Here is a 16,059-nt window from a genome sequence, read left to right on the forward strand (position 1 = left end):
GCCGGCCGCACCACAGCGAGCCAGAGGTGATGCCGAATAACATGGCGGGCATGAGCGAGCCACCCGTCGCGACTTCGTATGACGGATTCACCCCGATTGGGCCCCGCCGAGCGTTCGAAGGGGCTGTCGAGCAGATCGCTGACAGGATCCGCGTCGGCGATCTGGGTAAGGGCGATCGACTCCCGAGCGAGCGGGATCTCGCGGGCCAGATGCGCATCAGCCGCCCCACCTTGAGAGAAGCTGTGCGGGTGCTGACCAAGGCCGGCGTGGTCGAGGTGCGTCCAGGACCAGCGGGCGGAATCTTCGTGCTCACCGACTACGTCCCCATCGAATTCATCCGTGCCGAGCAGAACATCAGGCTGGCGGAGATGGGGGCAGACCTCGAAGCGCGACGAGTGTTGGAGCCGAGTGTGGCGAAGTTCGCGGCCCGCACCGCGATCGACTGGGACTTCGACCGCATGCAGGAGACGATCCATGCCGAGGAAGCCTTGTTGTTGAAGGGCGGCGCTCTCGAACGTGAAGATCGGCTCCTCCAGCTGGACACCCAATTTCATCTCAGGATGGCTCACGCCACGGGTAACGCGAGCATCGTCACCCTGATGCGCGGACTTCTCAAGCGCTTGGGGATCGGACAAGACCTTGCGCTACGAATGCCGGCAGCCGCCGAATGGACGATCGAAGCTCACAAGCGAACCCTGGCGGCCATCCGCGCGCGTGATGACTCATTGATCGACGCGGTCGTCGACGAGAGTCTCCGCAAAATGGAGGACGCCTGGGAAGAGGCCACCGCGCGGAAGCTCCGCCGGCCCATGGGCCCCCTCGAGCAGGCCCGCACACTCGACATCACCGGCACCGAGTCTTGACACCGCGCAGACGCCGAACCCCTGCACGGGACCCCCAGAGCTGGCGCGTCAGCCAGGCTTGGGGTATCCGTTGCGCTCGGAAATCGTTGCGGCGGCCGCGATAACGGCCGGAGCGATGTCCATCATGGTGCCCGCGTTGATGCGGAAGATCGGTCCCGAGACCGTCAACGCGGCAACGACGTCTCCGTCGAGATCTCGAATGGGTGCGGCGACCGACACGAGCCCCACCTCGAGCTCCTCGATCGTGTAGCCGTAGCCCTCGCGGGTCACGGTGCTGACCTGGGCCTCGAGTGCTTCACGGTCGACCAAGGTGTGTTCGGTGTATCGCGTGAGGGGTTTGGCCATCAGCGAGTCGCGCTCGGTGGCCGGCATGGCGGCGAGAAAGACCTTGCCCGCGGCTGTCGCATGCACAGGAGATCGTTGTCCGGCCCAGTTCATCGTCGTCACAGCAGCACTCCCGATTACCTGATCGACGGTGAGTACTTCCTGGCCGTCGCGGATCACGATGTTCACAGTCTCGCCGACGCGCTCCGCAAGCTCCTGGCAAGTAGCCCGGCTTACGATGGCGATGTCGTGGCGGCGCGTGACTCCGGCAGCGAGCTGCACGACGCCGTAGCCGAGCTGGTATTGCCCGCGGTCGGCGACCTGCTCGACCAGTCCGCGCGCTTCCAACGTGGCGATCAGACGAAAGACGGTGGACTTGTGGACATCGAGCTGTGCCGCGATGTCGCTCACCCCGGAAGTGCCGTCGCGAGCCAGAACCTGCAGGATGGAGACGGCGCGCTGGACTGATTGCACAGCGTTGCTGCGCACCTCGCTGTTGTTGCTCATGGCGAGACAGTAGGGCCCGCGCGGCTCCTGCCAGGCGTGGAGGGCACCTACGAGCGCTGGGCCAGTCGCGTGTCGTGAGGCGCCTTGCTCAGCACCTCGGGGCCGGCGTCAGTGATGAGTACCTGTTCCTCGAGTTTCATTCCCTCAGCGTCGCCAACCTCTCCGACGTAAGCCTCGATGCAGAAGACCATGCCGGGTTGCACCGTTACCCCGGTGTCGTGGTTGTCGAAGACGATGGTCGGGAACTCGTCGCTGAGGCCGGCGGAGTGAGCGATGAACGGGTAGCGCTGGGCGTGGTACTTGGCTGGGAACTTCTTGCACAGGCTGCGGCCCAGGTCGGCAGTGTCGGCGCCGGGGCGCAGCTCGTCCAGGATGTTCTGGAGGAACTCCTCGGCGTCGCCATAGAGCCGTCGCTGGCGCTCGGTGGATCGCACGTCACCGGTGAGGTAGGCGCGAGAGACATCGGCCAGGTATCCGGATGGACCCACCAGGTCGGTGTCGAAGGAGACCACGTCGCCAGGGCCGATGCGCCGCGCCGTCGCCTCCTGGAACCAGGGATTGGTCCGAGGGCCGGACGAGAGAAGGCGACACTCGACGTACTCGGCGCCGTTGATGAAGGCGTGCGCCGAGAAGAGCGACCACGCCTCGAGCTCGGTCATGCCGGGACGGAGGTTTTCGTAGAGGTGAGCCACCGCGGCGTCGCACACAGCCAGCGAGCGTCGGATCAGCTCGATCTCTTCCGCGGACTTGATCGAGCGCGCGGACTCGAGTGAGAACTGAGCCGGCTGCACCGAAAGCCCCGCTGCCTGGAGTGCGAGGAAACCGTAGGCATCTGTCCGGTCGATCCCGATGCGGTCGTCCTCGATTCCCAGGGATCGCAGCGTAGCGATCAGCTCGCCGACGAATTCAGCCGCGCGTCGAGCGCTGCGCGTTCCGACGTCGAAGACCGACCAGCTTGGTGCGCTGCGCAACTCGTGCAACCGGCGCGGGTCCTCCGCCGTGCGTACCGACGGGTACTCCCACAGGACCGGCGATCCGTCCGCCGGGACGAGCAGGAACCGGTCCATGCCATGAAGGGTCCACGCGCGCATCACGGCCGTGCCGGTGAGGTAGCGGATGTTGTCGGCGTCGAAGAGCAAGGCGGCGGGCAGGTCGTGCTCCTTCATCGCGGCCTGCGTTCGCCTCAGCCCGTAGGCCGCGACGCGCTGTACGAGCGCCTCAGATGTCTGGGTCGGATCAACAGCGGCCTGGACCGATTCGATCATGGAACCTCCTTCGTGAGTGTTCCCCACAATCCCGCAGCGTGCCGCAGAGCGCAACTAAATTATTATGCGAGACAATTCGATGGCTTGGGGGCCTGGCCACCGCCTGACCCGGACCGGGCTGGCCGGTCATCGTTCGCGGCGGTGGCCCCGCTCCGGTTGCGGCGGTCCTGGCTGCGCTGGGGTTGGGTCGGTGGCGGCCCGGACTCCGGTTGATCGGCGAATGCCACCGACCGAAATCGTATCGACCTGATCACTGTCCGTTGGAAACCACAGACGGACACTACTCAATTGGCCCAGCCCTATCGCGCAGCTTGTTCAGCACCGTGGTGTGGTCGATGCCCAGGTGGTCGCCGTGCTGTCGAGGTACGCGGTGGCACCGACCGGCGCGGACCGAATGCGGCGACCAGTACGCAAGCCGCGGCGAGCGTGGGCTTGGCGTCGATCCAAGCCGATGCCGGCGCGCGCACTGCCTGGGTGTCGGGTCATGGTCGGCGGGGCCCATGGGTGCCGATGAGCGGCCAGCCCGCCATCGGGATGTCGTCGAAGCCGACGACGGTGAGGTCTTCCGGCACGCGCAAACCTCGCTCACGGGCAGCAGAGAGGATCCCGAGGGCGATCACGTCGTTGCCGCCGACGATCGCGGTCGGTGGGTCCGCGCGGTCGAGCAGTTCGCCGGCGACCGCCCTGCCGGTGTCGTGACCAAAGGTCGTGCGTAGTTTCTCGTCTCGACGCACATGGACGCCGCGCCTGCGCAGGGCGTCTCCGAGCGCCTTGGCTCGCTCCCGGCCGGTCGAGGTGGAGACGGGCCCCTGGACCATGGCCACCCGTTGATGTCCGAGCTCGGCGAGCAACTCGGCGATTTTGCGGGCACCTGAGGCGTTGTCCACCGAGCATGAGGGCGACTCGGGGTGGTCGAGTATCCGGTTGGTGAGGACGTGCGGGATGCCCCGCGCGGTCAGATCACGGGGGAGAGCGGAGGTGCGCAGGGTCGTGATGCTCGGAGTCTGTGATGACCACAGTGCGCAGGTCGTGGTCGGCGAGGTGGCGGCGCAGCGGTTCGACCAGCTCAGGATAGTAGGGGTTGGTCAGCTCCTCGGAAACAACTGCGATGCGTCGGCTGCGCGTCGTGGACAGCGAGCGCGCCGAGTCGCTCGGGATATAGGTCAGCTGTTCGGCCGCCCATCGCACTTTCTGCCGTGTGTGTGGCGAGGTTCCGGGCATGTTGCGCAGAGCCCGCGAAACTGTCGGCTGGGAGACTCCCGCGAGTTTCGCGACGTCGAAGCTGGTCACTCTTTTCACCACGGGTATCGCGCTCCTTGGTCGCCGAAGTCTCAATTGACAAGTATACGTATGCGATTGAGTGTCTGAGGCTCGAGCGAAGGAGCCCAACAATGGTGAACTATCTGAAGACGTCGTCGGCGAAGCAGCAGGACAGCGCTCGCGAGCAGGCCGTGTGCGAGACCGTTCTCGGCGTCATCGCCGATGTCCGCGCTCGTGGCGATGTCGCGGTCCGCGAGTACTCCGAAAAGTTCGACAGGTGGTCGCCCGAGCGGTTCCTTCTCTCCGACGAGCAGATCGCGAAGATCGTCGCGACTGTGCTTCTCAGCCCAGGCGACCGGGCCCTCCAACGCCGCGAAAAGCTCTTCAGAAGCTGCGCTGAGCTGGTACGAGGACACCGGCGGGAACACCAGCTCATCGCGCGTATGCTCGACCATTTCGGCCATCTCCAACCGCAGCAGGGTGCGCTGCATAACCGTGTCCGCGAGGTTCCTGGTATCGCTGTTCGACCAGCCGTTCGGCACCCGCGTCGACCGAATCTTCTCCAGCAGTTCCCCGCGACGCAGAGGCCCTGACGACAGGGCTACCAAAACGTCGGGAATCCACTCTCCATTCAAGAGGTTGCGCAGATCCCACAACCGCTGTAGAGACCTTTCGTCCCCCATTTTCATATCGCACTCCTGGCCGCTCGGTGCGCGCCTCCCCAAGCGCGACTAGGCTTTCTTGAAAATACGAGCCAAACTCCGACACCGTCAGGACCATTCACCGTATGCCGATCTCCGCAGGTCGTGTAGCGCGTTTCTGCCTTTTCAACTTCCTCGGCGGAGTCCATTTAGACGGGGAGGGTGGTCCACACGCCGGGCCGTCCTGGGGCACGCAAAGACGCCTGGTCAACTAGCACGTAACGGTTCGGCTATGCCTGGCGCCATTTCGAGCAGGGGTGGGGAGCCTGGGGCATCTCCCGCCAAACCGACATCGGATCCGGCACGCGAAGCGGCAATGACGCCGTTTAAACCAGGTGGGTGACAGCGACGGCCAGAATCAGCACCTCGCCGACGACCACGACGAACAACAGGCGTTTACGGAGCCATGCCATGACCGCCGGTGTCTGCCGTTGTGCGCGAAGTATCGGCCCAAGCGCAATCACGAGCACGGCAAGGTGGATCACGGCCGCACATGCCCACCAAGGTCCGTAACGCCAGGCAAATCCTGCTGCCAATCCGAGCGAGCCGGCAAACATGATCAGAGTGGATCGGGCTATGGTTCGCGCAACCCCGTGTTGCCCGGAAGGCGTGCCGGCGCCGGCCGCACGGTCTGCTTCGATGTCCGGCACAGACCACCACGCTGTGCGCCCCGTGGAGTAGACCCCCAAGCTCACGAAAATCAACCAGACGCTTGCCGGGAGGGTCGACGGGAGTGCTCCAGCGGCAAGTAAACAGGGCAGCGTTCCCGTGGCGGTCCCAAAAACTGCCGCGCCGAAGAAGCCTCGGTGTTTGAATCCCCGATGTCGAGGCGGCGGCCCCCAGTTGTATGACCAATGCGCTCCAGCGGTGAGAAGAGCCGCCGCTGCTGGTAGCCAACGACCAGTAATTGCCGTGACGGCGCCCGCCAGGGCCAGTCCAGTGACGCCCTCGATGATGACCCACTGCCACAGACGCACGGGGCCGACTCGCACCGCCGCGCCCACTAGGGCGGTCTTGTCGTTGTCGTTCCGGTCACCGTCGAGGTCGATCACTGTGTTGAGCGCGAGCCCGGCCACGAGAAGCAGCGCATTCGCGATGGCAGTCGCGATAACTGGCGCCGCAGCCAAATCGCGCAATTGGGGTGCCGCGTACGCGGCACCCCATACGGAGTAACAGAGATACGCAACAATCAGCGGACCCTGGAGGCGATGAACGGCAGCGATGTCGCGTCTGCGATAGGTCACTTGACCGCTCACCGGAGCCTCCTCGCCTCATTCAGGTTCCATAGAAAACGATTCCGCAGGTCGCGGCGGCACGGCAGTCGAAGTGCACCGCAAGTTCAGTGGCGACCTCTCCGGCGAGTGTTCACAGTTACTTGACTTTCGGCTAAGGTATTGCCCAACTTAGTGGACCGGTCAACCAACAAGGGACTGCCTGTGGTGACCGAGTCTGTAAGGGGTGCCTGTGGCGGACGAGGAGCTCGACCAGACATCAGCGTCGATTGTGTCGTATCGCCTCAGTAGGTTGATTGCGCTCGACGAAGAGCGACGCGGGCCTGACAAGCAGCCACGCAATCAGGTTGAGTTCGCCCGACACCTGGAGAAGCAGCTCAAGAGGTACACGAAGCAACATGTCAACGCGGTCGTCAACTATTGGAAACGACCTGGTGAGCGGAACCCTCGGATCAGTTTCGAGCTCGTCGATGAGGCTGGCGCTTTTGGAATGTCCCGATTGAGGTCTTTAGCAGGCGCTACAAATGGGACGATGCCGAAATGGGTCGTCGGCTCGATTTGAATCGTGCGTTGAGGCGTGAACAGAGTCGGAATATCATCTGCCGTCGCGTCGATTTCATTGTGCGTTGCCTTGCCGGCAAGGTCCGCGCCGATGGAACGCCCTACACCGTCACAGGCCTTGCCGATTACGTCTCGGCGAAGACTGCGGCCAAATACGGCGGAGCTGACGTTGAGAATCTGCTCAACGAGTCGTCCGACGTGGGTTGGCTTCCGGCTTTTGATCTGTTGGAAGCCGTTGTGGAGTGGGCCGACGTGCCGGTCGAATGGCTCGATCTCGACTATCCATGGTCGGACAACGACATCTGGGAGAGGCTCGAGCTTCGTGAACTGCTCCGTGATGGAGAACTGCGACTCTTCGCTGCGCGACAGGGCGATGACATCAGCCGCCGCGGCCTGATACAGGGTCTCCGCAACATCCAGGACTTTCGCGCGCATCTGCAGTCGACGCAACCCCCGTCGTCGCGGACTATGCAAAGTTCACCGGGCGATGGAGGGCGGGGGAGATGACTGGTAGGGAGAGTGGCCACGCTAGCCGGAATCGACCGGTCTCTGTCGATGGGCTTTTCAAGCTACTCGAGATACGCCGCGACTATCGCCGCGTCGCCTTTATTGAGGCTGAGATCGGCCAACGGGCGACCTGCGGACTACTCCTGTCAGACAAAAGATTGCCTGTCGACTACATCCTCTACAACCTCACCGCGCCCCTGGAGCTTCAAATAGAAGTTTGGTTGCATGAGTGGACACGTTTGTGGTACGACGACAAGGGAATCAACAAAGCCGCAATTGACGGCAACAGGGATATCTTGCGGCGGCATCTGGGTGATCTCGCGCCCACTGTGGCGCCGGCCAAGAGCGATTACAAGAAGCCAGCAGAGGCACGCGCGGAGTCGCTCGCGACTTTCCTGCACAACGAGATCAGTAGTCCTCACGCCATGCTCAGCAGAGTTGGTGACAACGACCCGCTCGCAGTTCTGTTTGGCGTAGGGCGTCGTCGGCGGCGGCGGTAACGTGTACGAATTGTTGGTGCTGCTTCTGATGATCGGCGCCGTCGGCGGTGCTATCGCTCGCGGCGTCCGGTCGGCAGACTCCGGCTTCGGCTTCTTCCTGTCGATCTTCGTTGCCGGCGGTCTCGGTGCTATCTTCTCCACGCGCACTACCGTCAATTTGATCTCGCGCACAGGTTTAGAGCCATTTCCTCAGAGCACCTACTTGCTCGGTTGCCTTCTTGGGGATGCTGCCGCGTTCTTCGTGGCATCATTGCTGTCTGCCTCCACTGCGACAGACAAGGGCACAGTACGTTCGAGGACGCTGCGGCGCTCCTTGGCATTGCCTTGCTGCGCCGCGGCCCAATACGTGTTACTACGCAGCCTCAACCCAATACCGAACGTTGAGATTCTGACTGCCTACAGCCGGGATTGGCGTCTAGCTGTGTTTCAGATCGTCTTCACCGGGTTCATCGCAGGATGCGCCATCGAATTTCTCATGATCTCGCGGCGGTACAGACGGCGTACGTCAACGTCGCTCGCTGTTCGGATCAGCCTTCTGTTCGAAGAGATAGGCGGGGCGCTTGCTCTCGTGTGGTGGGCATGGTGCACCGCTCTTGCCTTGCTGGATCTCGCTGGTTTCAACACTTTTCTCGACAATCTCACCATCACCCAGCTCTTCTCGGCAGGCATCTTCACATCAATGTGTATCGGTGCGATCGGCATCCAATGGCAGCGCCCCATTGTCAACAGCGCGTTTCAGATATGGAGATGGTATTTCGTCCGCAAGGTCGCACCTCTCCACGAAATGGTCAAGGCGGCTGGCGAACCATGCATCCTTACTCGCCCGCATTTACATTTGGACCCAATCGAGGCCGAGGGCGATATTGAAGAGAATATGCTGCCGCGCAGGGCAAGCATCGACCGCAACATCTCGTGGCGATGGAAGCGGATGAAACTCGAAATCAGTGAAATTCAACTACGGTTGACGAACCTTGTTCATCCGAACATTGGCGACATGGCGCGGCGCGAAGCGCATCAACGAAAACTGTCGCCTCAAAGCGTTCCGACGAGGCGCATTTCAACTTCTCAAATCTCCAACGGGAATTTGGTGAGGTGTCACGGGCTCCGACGGCGTCCAACCCGACCTCGCCGCCCTCGTTCCGCATGCCCTCGCTGGGAGAGCGTTGAACCGGCACCACTAGTGGACCCGCCCATCAACCCAAGGACTGCTTGACTCCCGAACCCCCAGGAAGCGAGGCACATTGTGCGCACGAACCTTCAACGCCACCGTACTGCTCGCTTGCCGCAAGGGGTCACATCATGAATCGCACTGAGCTGCAGCTGATGTTCAGAACGCTCCCGTTCCTGGACGCACACGCTGACGAGGCCTCAGGCTTGGTGCAAGTACGAGCGAGTCCTGAACAAAGATTTCTTATCTGGCACCCGCGCTGGATTGAAGCCGTTTTCGGCAATGATCAGAGATTCCGCCACCCTGGCAGTCGTTCCTTCCGGCCGCTACTCGGCCAGCGTTCCTTGCTGTGGCAAGAAGATTCACGGCATGCCGCTTACCGTCGCGTACTGGGTGCTCCGCTGCGAGGGCGCCAACTGGAGAGTTATCGCGGCATCATCGCTGATGCAACCAACGCGGCGATCGACGCCTTGCCCGTCGGAACTGAATTCTCCGTGGCGGATTGGACCCGTGAACTAACGCTGCGGATCATGGCAACGATCACCCTTGGCCGCGCTGACGCCGACATCGTCGGGCCGTACGGCCAGTGGATCCAGCACGCCCTCGGCTCACGGACACGCATGCTGATCCACCGCTCGCTGCGTGGAGGGCTGCCCACGCCGGATGCGCGGCTCGAGGAACTCCTGATTCACCGGGCGCGGTCGATCGCAACGGAGAACGAAGACGCCCTCTCCACCCATCTGCTGGGAAGCGCCGAGTTCGCTGACCTGGATGACGGCGAACTGAAGGATCAACTGGTCTCACTCCTGTTCGCCGGCCACGAAACCTCTGCATCTGCTCTGGCGTGGACGCTGTATTGGCTACATCGCTACGGCACCATTCGGGAACGCGTGCAGGACGACCTGGACCGTACCAACGACGACGGCTTCACTGCCGGCGAAATGCCATTCCTCCAGGCCGTCATATCCGAATCACTACGCCTCACACCTCCAGTCCCCGAGGCCGGAAAGAGGATGCTGACGACAGCGTGCACCCTCGGCGGACGCCGTTTTGCCCCTCGCGCCATGCTCACTCCGAATATCTATGCGGCGCACCGCAGGCATGCGTCGTTTCCCCATGCGCGGACCTTCGATCCGGATCGCTTCTACGATCCCGTTCGTCGAGCGGTCCGGCGTCTGCCGTCTCATCAATTTTTCCCTTTTGGCGGCGGAAAACGATACTGCCTCGGGAGTCAACTCGCCATGACGGAAGTTCGGATGATCACCGTGGCATTACTGCGGCGGTGCAGTTTCCGGGTCGTCAATCCCCGGGCCGGCCGCGCACACCTACGTGGCCATACCGTGGCGCCCTCACCACGGCTGCGGATGAAGGTAGTCGTCAACCGACACTGAACGTCAGGATTTACTCGCGAGCTACACGCCGAGCGGGAATGAGCGGCCGAGTGACGCCTGCATCCCGACGGTCGGCTTCGTCTGGAGGTCCTTGAACCACGCCGGATCGTGGTCAGCGCCGCCCTTCGAGGCGACGACGAAGTCCTCACCGAAGGCGCTGTAGATCAGGCGGGTGCGACTTGGCTTAGCCACGGCCATCACGCCGCTCCTGTCCGCATTAGCCGAGCTTCTCGGCCAGGGCCACCATGATGCCCTCGGGGCCGCGGACGTAGCAGAGCCGGTAGCCGCCCTCGTACTGCACCACCTCGCCCAGGAGGTCGGCACCTTGCGCGCGCAGCCGGCCCAGGACGGCCTCCACGTCGTCGACGGCGAACATGATGCGGCGGAGGCCGGGGGTGTTGATCGGAGCGTTCGGCTCAGCGGCGGGCGCCGCAGGCGAGTGGAACTTCATCAGCTCCAGCCGCCCGTGGCCGTCCGGGGTCCGCACCACCGCCAGCTCGCACCGGACGTCTTCGAGCCCGACGAGGCGGTCCACGTCCGGCCCCCCGACCTGCGCCTCCCCTTCGAGCTCCAGGCCGAGGTCGAGGAAGAACGCGACAGCAGCTCCGAGATCCTCGACAACGACCCCGACGTTGTCCATCCGCTGGATGGTCATGATGCCCTCCCACACCTCGCGGTCCCTCGTGGCCGCTCGTGCTCTGGGACGGAGCCGATGCCACGTTCTCGACGTCGGCACCCTAGCCGGAGCACCTGCGGCGTCACGGGTTGAAGTACGGGTCCTTCGCCATCCGGGCGTAGGCCGTGAGTGAAGCCGCCGACGAGTTGATCTGCCAGTGCCGTTCTTTGTCGACGTCGAACCACACGACGGCCTTGATCAGCGGGAAATCGCTCTTCAAGGTGGGCACGACGTCGTCGATCCACTGTGCCTTGTCGCCGCCCACCTCGTCGGACGCCATCTCGCCGATGATGACCGGCTTGCCCACAACGGCGAGTTTCGCGTAGATCCCCGCGAAGACCTCGCGAAAACTCTGCCACTCGAAATCCTCGTCGGACGTTCCCCAGTTGTAGCCGTCGATCCCCGTCCAGTCGACGTATTCGTCGCCCGGGTAGTAGGCCATCGCCGGCGGGGCGTCCGGGCTGTCGGTGTTGTTCGGGCACCAGGTCCAGACCACGTTCGTCGCACCGCGTGCCACGAAGATGTCGTGGATGTGGCGGTAGGCGGCGACGTACTTGTCCGGCACGTGCCCGCCCCAGCCTTCCGCCTCGTTCATTTCCGCGGCGAAATCGAGGAAGAACTTCTGCCCCAATGCTTTCGCACCCTCCGCCCGCGCCTCGATCGTCTGGTCGAGTTTCCCGTTGATGATGTCGTCGAAGGACACGTCGAACGGTTCCCAGTTGATCAACGGCGTGCGCCCGTCAGCAAAATCCGCCAGCGTGACCGGGTCTGCGGCCCAGTCGTCCGACCAGCCGTGATACGTCAGGTGGATCGCGGGCTTCCGGCCGTCCCGCGCGTCAGTCTCCTCCACTGTGCCGGCGCCGTAGTAGTGCCCGAGCAGCGCGCCGTGCGCCGGAAGCAGGATGTTGCGCTCCTGCGCGGAAGTCGGGACACCGGGCAGGGCGGACGGACGATCCGGGGCACCGCCGACCGAACAAGCGACGGTGGATGACAACAGCAACGCGACGATTCCCGCGACACCGCAGATTTTGCTCATCCTGCGCAGCTCCTCCGGACCGCTCTGACTGGCACAAAAGAGGCGCAGTACTTCACTTGGGGCATTGCGGATTCTATCTCGGCGCGCCGTACCCACCCGGGAACGAGGTGTGTGCGGACGCGGGAAACTGCCCGGACACCCGCTCTTCGCCCGAAAAGCGCTCAACCGGCGAGCTCAGCCACGCGTTACTCGTGGTCGGTGACGGCCGCCATGAAGGACGCGACGCGGGGACCGGGCGGGTCTGAGGAGCAACGGTGCCTGTAGATCCCCAGGGGCGGGACGAGGCGCACGCGCCGGGATCGGCGCCCACCTCGATCAGGACATTGAGCAGGGTCCCGCCGTCGGCCCGTGAAGGACCCGGTTCCGGTTGCCCGAACGCGGATGTGATCGGGGTCGTACCTCGGCGTATCGTCCTCGCGAGCGGGCAACCGCAAAGCGGCGGGAGCCAGGTCGGCGAGCGCCATGACCGGGCGGGACGCCAGCGGGTGCTCCTTCGAAATCGCGACCAGCAAAGGCTCGGACCAGGCACGCATGCCCCGGATTCCGTCCGGGGTGACGGCGCCGTGCACGGGTGCCAGGTCCACGGGTGCGCTTAAGACGGGGCCAGCTTGGATCAGTGCCGGGACGTCGGAGCAGACGGAGGTGCTGAGTATGAGGATCCGCCGCCCGCAGTGGACTGAGGCCGATATCGGCGACCAGACAGGCCGCACGGCCGTCATCACCGGAGCCAACAGCGGAATCGGTTACGCGGTCAGCCGCATGCTCGCTCGTCACGGTGCCACGGTTGTCCTCGCCTGTCGGGATGGCAGCAAGGCTGCTGAAGCCGCGGCCCGCCTCCACACCTACGCACCGCAGTCCTCGATCCACACCGTTTCCCTGGACCTGGCCTCGACACGTTCCATCCGCACGGCCGCCACGCGATTGAAGGCCGAGTACCCGCGCATTGACCTGCTCATCCACAACGCCGGCTGTATGCGGCTTCAGCACGAACTGACTGAAGATGGCTTCGAGCGGACTCTGGCGACCAACTGTCTCGGCCCCTTTCTGCTCACTCATCTGATGCTTGATCACATCAGCAACGTTCCAGGTTCGCGGGTCGTCACCGTCACCAGCAGCGCGCACCGCTTTGTCACCATCGATTTCGATGATCTCCATGGCCACAACGGCTATCATCCGCTACGTGCTTATGCTCGGTCGAAGCTCGCAATTCTGCTAACCGCCTATCAATTACAACGCCGCTTGTGGGCCGCCGGCGCACCCACACTGGCGGTCGCTGCCCACCCCGGCAACTGCCGCACCGCCTTCGGCGACGAGCTGCACCCCCTCATCAGGGGCATCGCAAGTCCCCGCCTGGGCTGGCTTGGCTTGTTCCAGGCCGCGGACCTGGGCGCCCTCGCCGTCCTGCGCGCGGCCCTCGATCCCACGGCCTGCGGCGGCGACTACTACGGTCCTGCTGGTCTCATGCAGTTCATCGGCCACCCCGAGCGTTTACGTTCTTCTGCCGCGTCCTATGACCTCCACGCACAGCACCGACTGTGGGAAGAGGCCGAGCGTTTGACGGGCGCACGCTACCCCCGTATCAAGGCGTGACTGCGTGCCGCCAGAAGGCAAGCGCCGTCCGCGAGCCGCGCAAATAACCGCCGCTGGCAGCCGCGACCTCCGATCTGTCCGCTGCGGTGGAATCGCTCTACAATCGCTGGGTGATCTTGCCACTACGGCAATCGGGCGAACCTGACGGAGGTGTTCCCACCGTGGCGTCACCTGCTGCACCGGGCCGGAGCGGCTTGGACGCTAGCGTGATCGCGCGGGCCAACCACGTATGGCTGACAGGACTGCGCGATCAACCAGAAGTCGCCGTGGACTTCGCCGACAACGTCGCTCTGGTGGCTCCGCATATACCTCACCTGATCCGCACCCAGCGCCACATGCTCGGCCGCATGGTTCGCTACCTCGTCGGGCAAGGTATTCGCCAGTTCCTCGACCTCGGTTCTGGACTTCCTACGGGAAATCACGTGCATCAGGTCGCGCAGGCTGTGGACCCGAACTGCCGCGTCGTCTATGTCGACAACGAGCCAGGACTGGCCAAAGATGGTCAAAAACTAGTCGCCGGCAACGATCGCGTGGGTTATCTGTGTCTCGATATACGCCGCGTTGACAGCGTGCTGGGCGATCGCGAGACCCATCGCCTCATCGACTTCGATCAGCCGGTCGCCGTGCTGCTGATCGCGACCCTGCTCCACATCCCTGACGAGGACGACCCGAACCAATTGGTCTCCCGCTACGTCAACGCTGTCCCATCGGGCAGTTACCTCGGCATCTCGCATTTCGACGACAGCCCCGCAATCCAAGCCGGCTACACCATGTTCGAGCGAATGCGACTGGGCGAAAGGCCGCAACCCTACCTACGAGGACCCGATCGCCAGAAAGCGCTCTTCGAGGGCCTCGACCTGATTGAGCCCGGAATTGTGCCGCTTCCCTTGTGGCGGCCGAACCCCGACGACGTCACCGATCGCAATCCTGATCGCGCTCATGCTTACGCGGGACTCGGCCGCAAACGATGACCGTCGGAAGCCGCCAGCGCGCGTCAGGAAGAATACCCATCCCGACGGGGAGATCTTCCGCTCCTTCCCTTGTGCGGGCACGATAAACGCCGGCCAGATCCTCGCCGAATGGGGCGATGCCCGTGAGGTCTTCGACCGCCCGGACGCGATTGCCGCACTGGCCGGGACCACCCCAGTCACCAAGGCATCCGGCAAACACCGCAGCGTGTCCTTTCGCTGGGCCTGCAACAAACGCCTCCGCGTCGCGATCACGACCTTCGCCGCGAACTCCCGCTTCTCCAGCCCCTGGGCCGCAGACATCTACAACCGCGCCCGCGCCAGCGGAAGGACCACCCCCACGCCACTCGTATCCTGGCGCGAGCCTGGGTTCGGATCATGTGGCGCTGCTGGCAGAGCGGCACACCCTACAGGCCCGCCCTGCACGGCGGCGCCAACACAACCCCAATCAGCAGGTCGCCGCCTGATTCTGAGCTAGACGTCGACACAAGGGGTGTCATCGGACACGCACCGCCGCCCACGACCCCAGCCCGACGGCGGCCACCAGCACCGCGAACGCGCCCAGCGTCGCCGCGTCCGGGTGCACGATCGACTGCGCCCGAAGCGCCTGCCAGGTGACCAGCGCGGTCAGCCCCGCGTACCCGGCCGCGCCGACCAGGACGAGCCGCGTGCGGACGACGCCGTCGCGCAGCCGGGCGAAGCGCGGGGCCAGCGCCGTCAGCGCGAGGGCCAGCAACGGCAGCAGCTGCAGCGCGTGCATCCCGACGAAGTGCGGGATGCGCAGGTCGCCGGCGACCGTGCTCCAGCCGAGGATCGGCAGGCCGGGACCGCCGTCGGCGAGCCCGACGGTGTGCGCGCCGACCATGTCCCGGGTGCCGCCCATCTCCCACTGCGCGAGCTGCTGCGCGGTCGGGCTCGTCATCAGTGTGCCCAGCGAGAGCCCCGCCAGCGACAGGACGGCGCCGGCGCGCACGGCCCAGAAGCTCGCCCGGTCCTCGATCTTCGTGAACATCACCAGCACGGTCAGCACCAGCGTCGCGCCGAACAGGCCGATGACCATCTTGGCCATGACGTCGTAGATCGCGGCGTCCGCCCGCGTCGCGTTGTTGAAGTGGCTGGCGCGCCCGCGCGCCGCCTGAAACACGAGCAGGACGTACTCGGCGGCGAAGACGAGCACCAGGAAGTTGGTCAGCCAGCTCGCCGTGCGCCGGAACCTCGGCAGCAGCGAGACGAGCCAGCTCCAGGTGGCGAAGTAAAGCGCGCCGGAGACGGCGAACTTGAACGGCTTCGCCCAGATCGGGGCGCCGGCCAGGGTCCGCTGGTCGACGAGCAGCGCCGCGACGCACAGCACCGCCACTACCCCCAGGGTGGCGGCCGCCAGCGCGGACGGCCGGTGCCACCCGCGCGTTCTGCTCCCGACGTCGGCAAGGATGGTCATGGTTCCTCTCCTAATAGATAGTCATACTCTCCGTTATGAGAAGTTAAACTATCCATACTGAGAATTCTTTCA

General features: G+C 64.2%; 19 protein-coding genes. 10 read left to right on the forward strand and 9 right to left on the reverse strand.

The window, feature by feature from the left end; translation table 11 throughout:
- The first annotated feature begins 41 nt into the window (after positions 1–41).
- A complete protein-coding gene (locus GKO32_RS08590; protein ID WP_208024325.1) occupies positions 42–863 on the forward strand; it encodes a FadR/GntR family transcriptional regulator in 822 nt (273 codons plus the stop codon).
- Between the two features lie 48 nt (positions 864–911).
- Here GKO32_RS08590 and GKO32_RS08595 read toward each other — a convergent pair whose 3' ends face one another.
- From GKO32_RS08595 to GKO32_RS08610, 4 genes are all read right to left on the reverse strand, one after another.
- Positions 912–1,694, reverse strand: coding sequence for an IclR family transcriptional regulator (locus GKO32_RS08595; protein ID WP_154756266.1), 783 nt, complete (start codon positions 1,692–1,694; stop codon positions 912–914).
- Positions 1,695–1,741: 47 nt separating this feature from the next.
- On the reverse strand, positions 1,742–2,959 hold the full coding sequence (locus GKO32_RS08600; protein WP_154756267.1) for a M24 family metallopeptidase: 1,218 nt from the start codon (positions 2,957–2,959) through the stop codon (positions 1,742–1,744).
- Between the two features lie 482 nt (positions 2,960–3,441).
- Positions 3,442–4,032, reverse strand: coding sequence for a substrate-binding domain-containing protein (locus GKO32_RS08605; RefSeq protein WP_312867709.1), 591 nt, complete (start codon positions 4,030–4,032; stop codon positions 3,442–3,444).
- Positions 3,920–4,261 carry a LacI family DNA-binding transcriptional regulator gene (locus tag GKO32_RS08610; protein ID WP_208024326.1) on the reverse strand — a complete coding sequence of 114 codons (342 nt, stop codon included), beginning with the start codon at positions 4,259–4,261 and terminating at the stop codon, positions 3,920–3,922. The genes GKO32_RS08605 and GKO32_RS08610 overlap by 113 nt, the downstream gene beginning before the upstream one ends.
- An 89-nt stretch (positions 4,262–4,350) precedes the next feature.
- On the opposite strand from GKO32_RS08610, the gene GKO32_RS40820 reads away from it, so the two are divergent.
- A complete protein-coding gene (locus GKO32_RS40820; protein WP_154756270.1) occupies positions 4,351–4,812 on the forward strand; it encodes a histidinol dehydrogenase in 462 nt (153 codons plus the stop codon).
- Between the two features lie 434 nt (positions 4,813–5,246).
- On the opposite strand, the gene GKO32_RS08620 is transcribed toward GKO32_RS40820, so the two are convergent.
- Positions 5,247–6,176 (reverse strand): UbiA family prenyltransferase, encoded by a 930-nt coding sequence (locus tag GKO32_RS08620; RefSeq protein WP_154756271.1) that lies wholly within the window; start codon positions 6,174–6,176, stop codon positions 5,247–5,249.
- A 208-nt stretch (positions 6,177–6,384) separates the two neighbouring features.
- Between GKO32_RS08620 and GKO32_RS08625 the strand changes: the two genes are divergently transcribed.
- From GKO32_RS08625 to GKO32_RS08645, 5 genes are all read left to right on the forward strand, one after another.
- A complete protein-coding gene (locus GKO32_RS08625) occupies positions 6,385–6,714 on the forward strand; it encodes a hypothetical protein (protein ID WP_154756272.1) in 330 nt (109 codons plus the stop codon).
- Positions 6,693–7,220 (forward strand): hypothetical protein, encoded by a 528-nt coding sequence (locus tag GKO32_RS08630; protein ID WP_154756273.1) that lies wholly within the window; start codon positions 6,693–6,695, stop codon positions 7,218–7,220. Before GKO32_RS08625 ends, GKO32_RS08630 begins: the two co-directional genes overlap by 22 nt.
- Entirely contained in the window at positions 7,217–7,720 is a 504-nt protein-coding gene (locus tag GKO32_RS08635; protein ID WP_154756274.1) for a hypothetical protein, read from the forward strand. Before GKO32_RS08630 ends, GKO32_RS08635 begins: the two co-directional genes overlap by 4 nt.
- Position 7,721: 1 nt before the next feature.
- Positions 7,722–8,933, forward strand: a complete 1,212-nt coding sequence (locus GKO32_RS08640) for a hypothetical protein (protein ID WP_154756275.1) — start codon at positions 7,722–7,724, stop codon at positions 8,931–8,933.
- Between the two features lie 86 nt (positions 8,934–9,019).
- Positions 9,020–10,279, forward strand: a complete 1,260-nt coding sequence (locus GKO32_RS08645) for a cytochrome P450 (RefSeq protein WP_154756276.1) — start codon at positions 9,020–9,022, stop codon at positions 10,277–10,279.
- A gap of 21 nt (positions 10,280–10,300) precedes the next feature.
- On the opposite strand, the gene GKO32_RS08650 is transcribed toward GKO32_RS08645, so the two are convergent.
- The 3 genes from GKO32_RS08650 to GKO32_RS08660 form a co-directional block, all read right to left on the reverse strand.
- Positions 10,301–10,471 (reverse strand): nitroreductase/quinone reductase family protein, encoded by a 171-nt coding sequence (locus GKO32_RS08650; RefSeq protein WP_312867680.1) that lies wholly within the window; start codon positions 10,469–10,471, stop codon positions 10,301–10,303.
- Between the two features lie 25 nt (positions 10,472–10,496).
- Entirely contained in the window at positions 10,497–10,934 is a 438-nt protein-coding gene (locus GKO32_RS08655; protein ID WP_154756278.1) for a VOC family protein, read from the reverse strand.
- Positions 10,935–11,037: 103 nt separating this feature from the next.
- Complete coding sequence (locus GKO32_RS08660; RefSeq protein ID WP_154756279.1) at positions 11,038–11,991, reverse strand: glycoside hydrolase family 26 protein; 954 nt, start codon at positions 11,989–11,991, stop codon at positions 11,038–11,040.
- A 651-nt stretch (positions 11,992–12,642) separates the two neighbouring features.
- On the opposite strand from GKO32_RS08660, the gene GKO32_RS08665 reads away from it, so the two are divergent.
- The 3 genes from GKO32_RS08665 (at position 12,643) to GKO32_RS08675 (ending at position 15,027) form a co-directional block, all read left to right on the forward strand.
- Complete coding sequence (locus tag GKO32_RS08665) at positions 12,643–13,581, forward strand: oxidoreductase (RefSeq protein WP_154756280.1); 939 nt, start codon at positions 12,643–12,645, stop codon at positions 13,579–13,581.
- A 206-nt stretch (positions 13,582–13,787) separates the two neighbouring features.
- Positions 13,788–14,552 (forward strand): SAM-dependent methyltransferase, encoded by a 765-nt coding sequence (locus GKO32_RS08670; protein WP_166459448.1) that lies wholly within the window; start codon positions 13,788–13,790, stop codon positions 14,550–14,552.
- Positions 14,521–15,027, forward strand: a complete 507-nt coding sequence (locus GKO32_RS08675) for a transposase (RefSeq protein ID WP_208024327.1) — start codon at positions 14,521–14,523, stop codon at positions 15,025–15,027. The genes GKO32_RS08670 and GKO32_RS08675 overlap by 32 nt, the downstream gene beginning before the upstream one ends.
- A gap of 18 nt (positions 15,028–15,045) precedes the next feature.
- Here the strand turns inward: GKO32_RS08675 and GKO32_RS08680 are convergent, their stop codons facing one another.
- Positions 15,046–15,987: a hypothetical protein gene (locus GKO32_RS08680; protein WP_154756282.1), complete on the reverse strand. Its 942-nt coding sequence runs from the start codon at positions 15,985–15,987 to the stop codon at positions 15,046–15,048.
- Positions 15,988–16,059: the final 72 nt, after the last annotated feature.

This window comes from Amycolatopsis pithecellobii, assembly GCF_009707865.1.
Classification (GTDB): domain Bacteria; phylum Actinomycetota; class Actinomycetes; order Mycobacteriales; family Pseudonocardiaceae; genus Amycolatopsis_E; species Amycolatopsis_E pithecellobii.

Bases quoted from the DNA above. Each gene is read 5' to 3' on its own strand.
- GKO32_RS08590 (WP_208024325.1), top strand. From the start codon at position 42: ATGGCGGGCATGAGCGAGCCACCCGTCGCGACTTCGTATGACGGATTC.
- GKO32_RS08595 (WP_154756266.1), bottom strand. From the start codon at position 1,694: ATGAGCAACAACAGCGAGGTGCGCAGCAACGCTGTGCAATCAGTCCAG.
- GKO32_RS08600 (WP_154756267.1), bottom strand. From the start codon at position 2,959: ATGATCGAATCGGTCCAGGCCGCTGTTGATCCGACCCAGACATCTGAG.
- GKO32_RS40820 (WP_154756270.1), top strand. From the start codon at position 4,351: ATGGTGAACTATCTGAAGACGTCGTCGGCGAAGCAGCAGGACAGCGCT.
- GKO32_RS08630 (WP_154756273.1), top strand. From the start codon at position 6,693: ATGGGTCGTCGGCTCGATTTGAATCGTGCGTTGAGGCGTGAACAGAGT.
- GKO32_RS08635 (WP_154756274.1), top strand. From the start codon at position 7,217: ATGACTGGTAGGGAGAGTGGCCACGCTAGCCGGAATCGACCGGTCTCT.
- GKO32_RS08645 (WP_154756276.1), top strand. From the start codon at position 9,020: ATGAATCGCACTGAGCTGCAGCTGATGTTCAGAACGCTCCCGTTCCTG.
- GKO32_RS08655 (WP_154756278.1), bottom strand. From the start codon at position 10,934: ATGACCATCCAGCGGATGGACAACGTCGGGGTCGTTGTCGAGGATCTC.
- GKO32_RS08660 (WP_154756279.1), bottom strand. From the start codon at position 11,991: ATGAGCAAAATCTGCGGTGTCGCGGGAATCGTCGCGTTGCTGTTGTCA.
- GKO32_RS08665 (WP_154756280.1), top strand. From the start codon at position 12,643: ATGAGGATCCGCCGCCCGCAGTGGACTGAGGCCGATATCGGCGACCAG.
- GKO32_RS08675 (WP_208024327.1), top strand. From the start codon at position 14,521: ATGCTTACGCGGGACTCGGCCGCAAACGATGACCGTCGGAAGCCGCCA.
- GKO32_RS08680 (WP_154756282.1), bottom strand. From the start codon at position 15,987: ATGACCATCCTTGCCGACGTCGGGAGCAGAACGCGCGGGTGGCACCGG.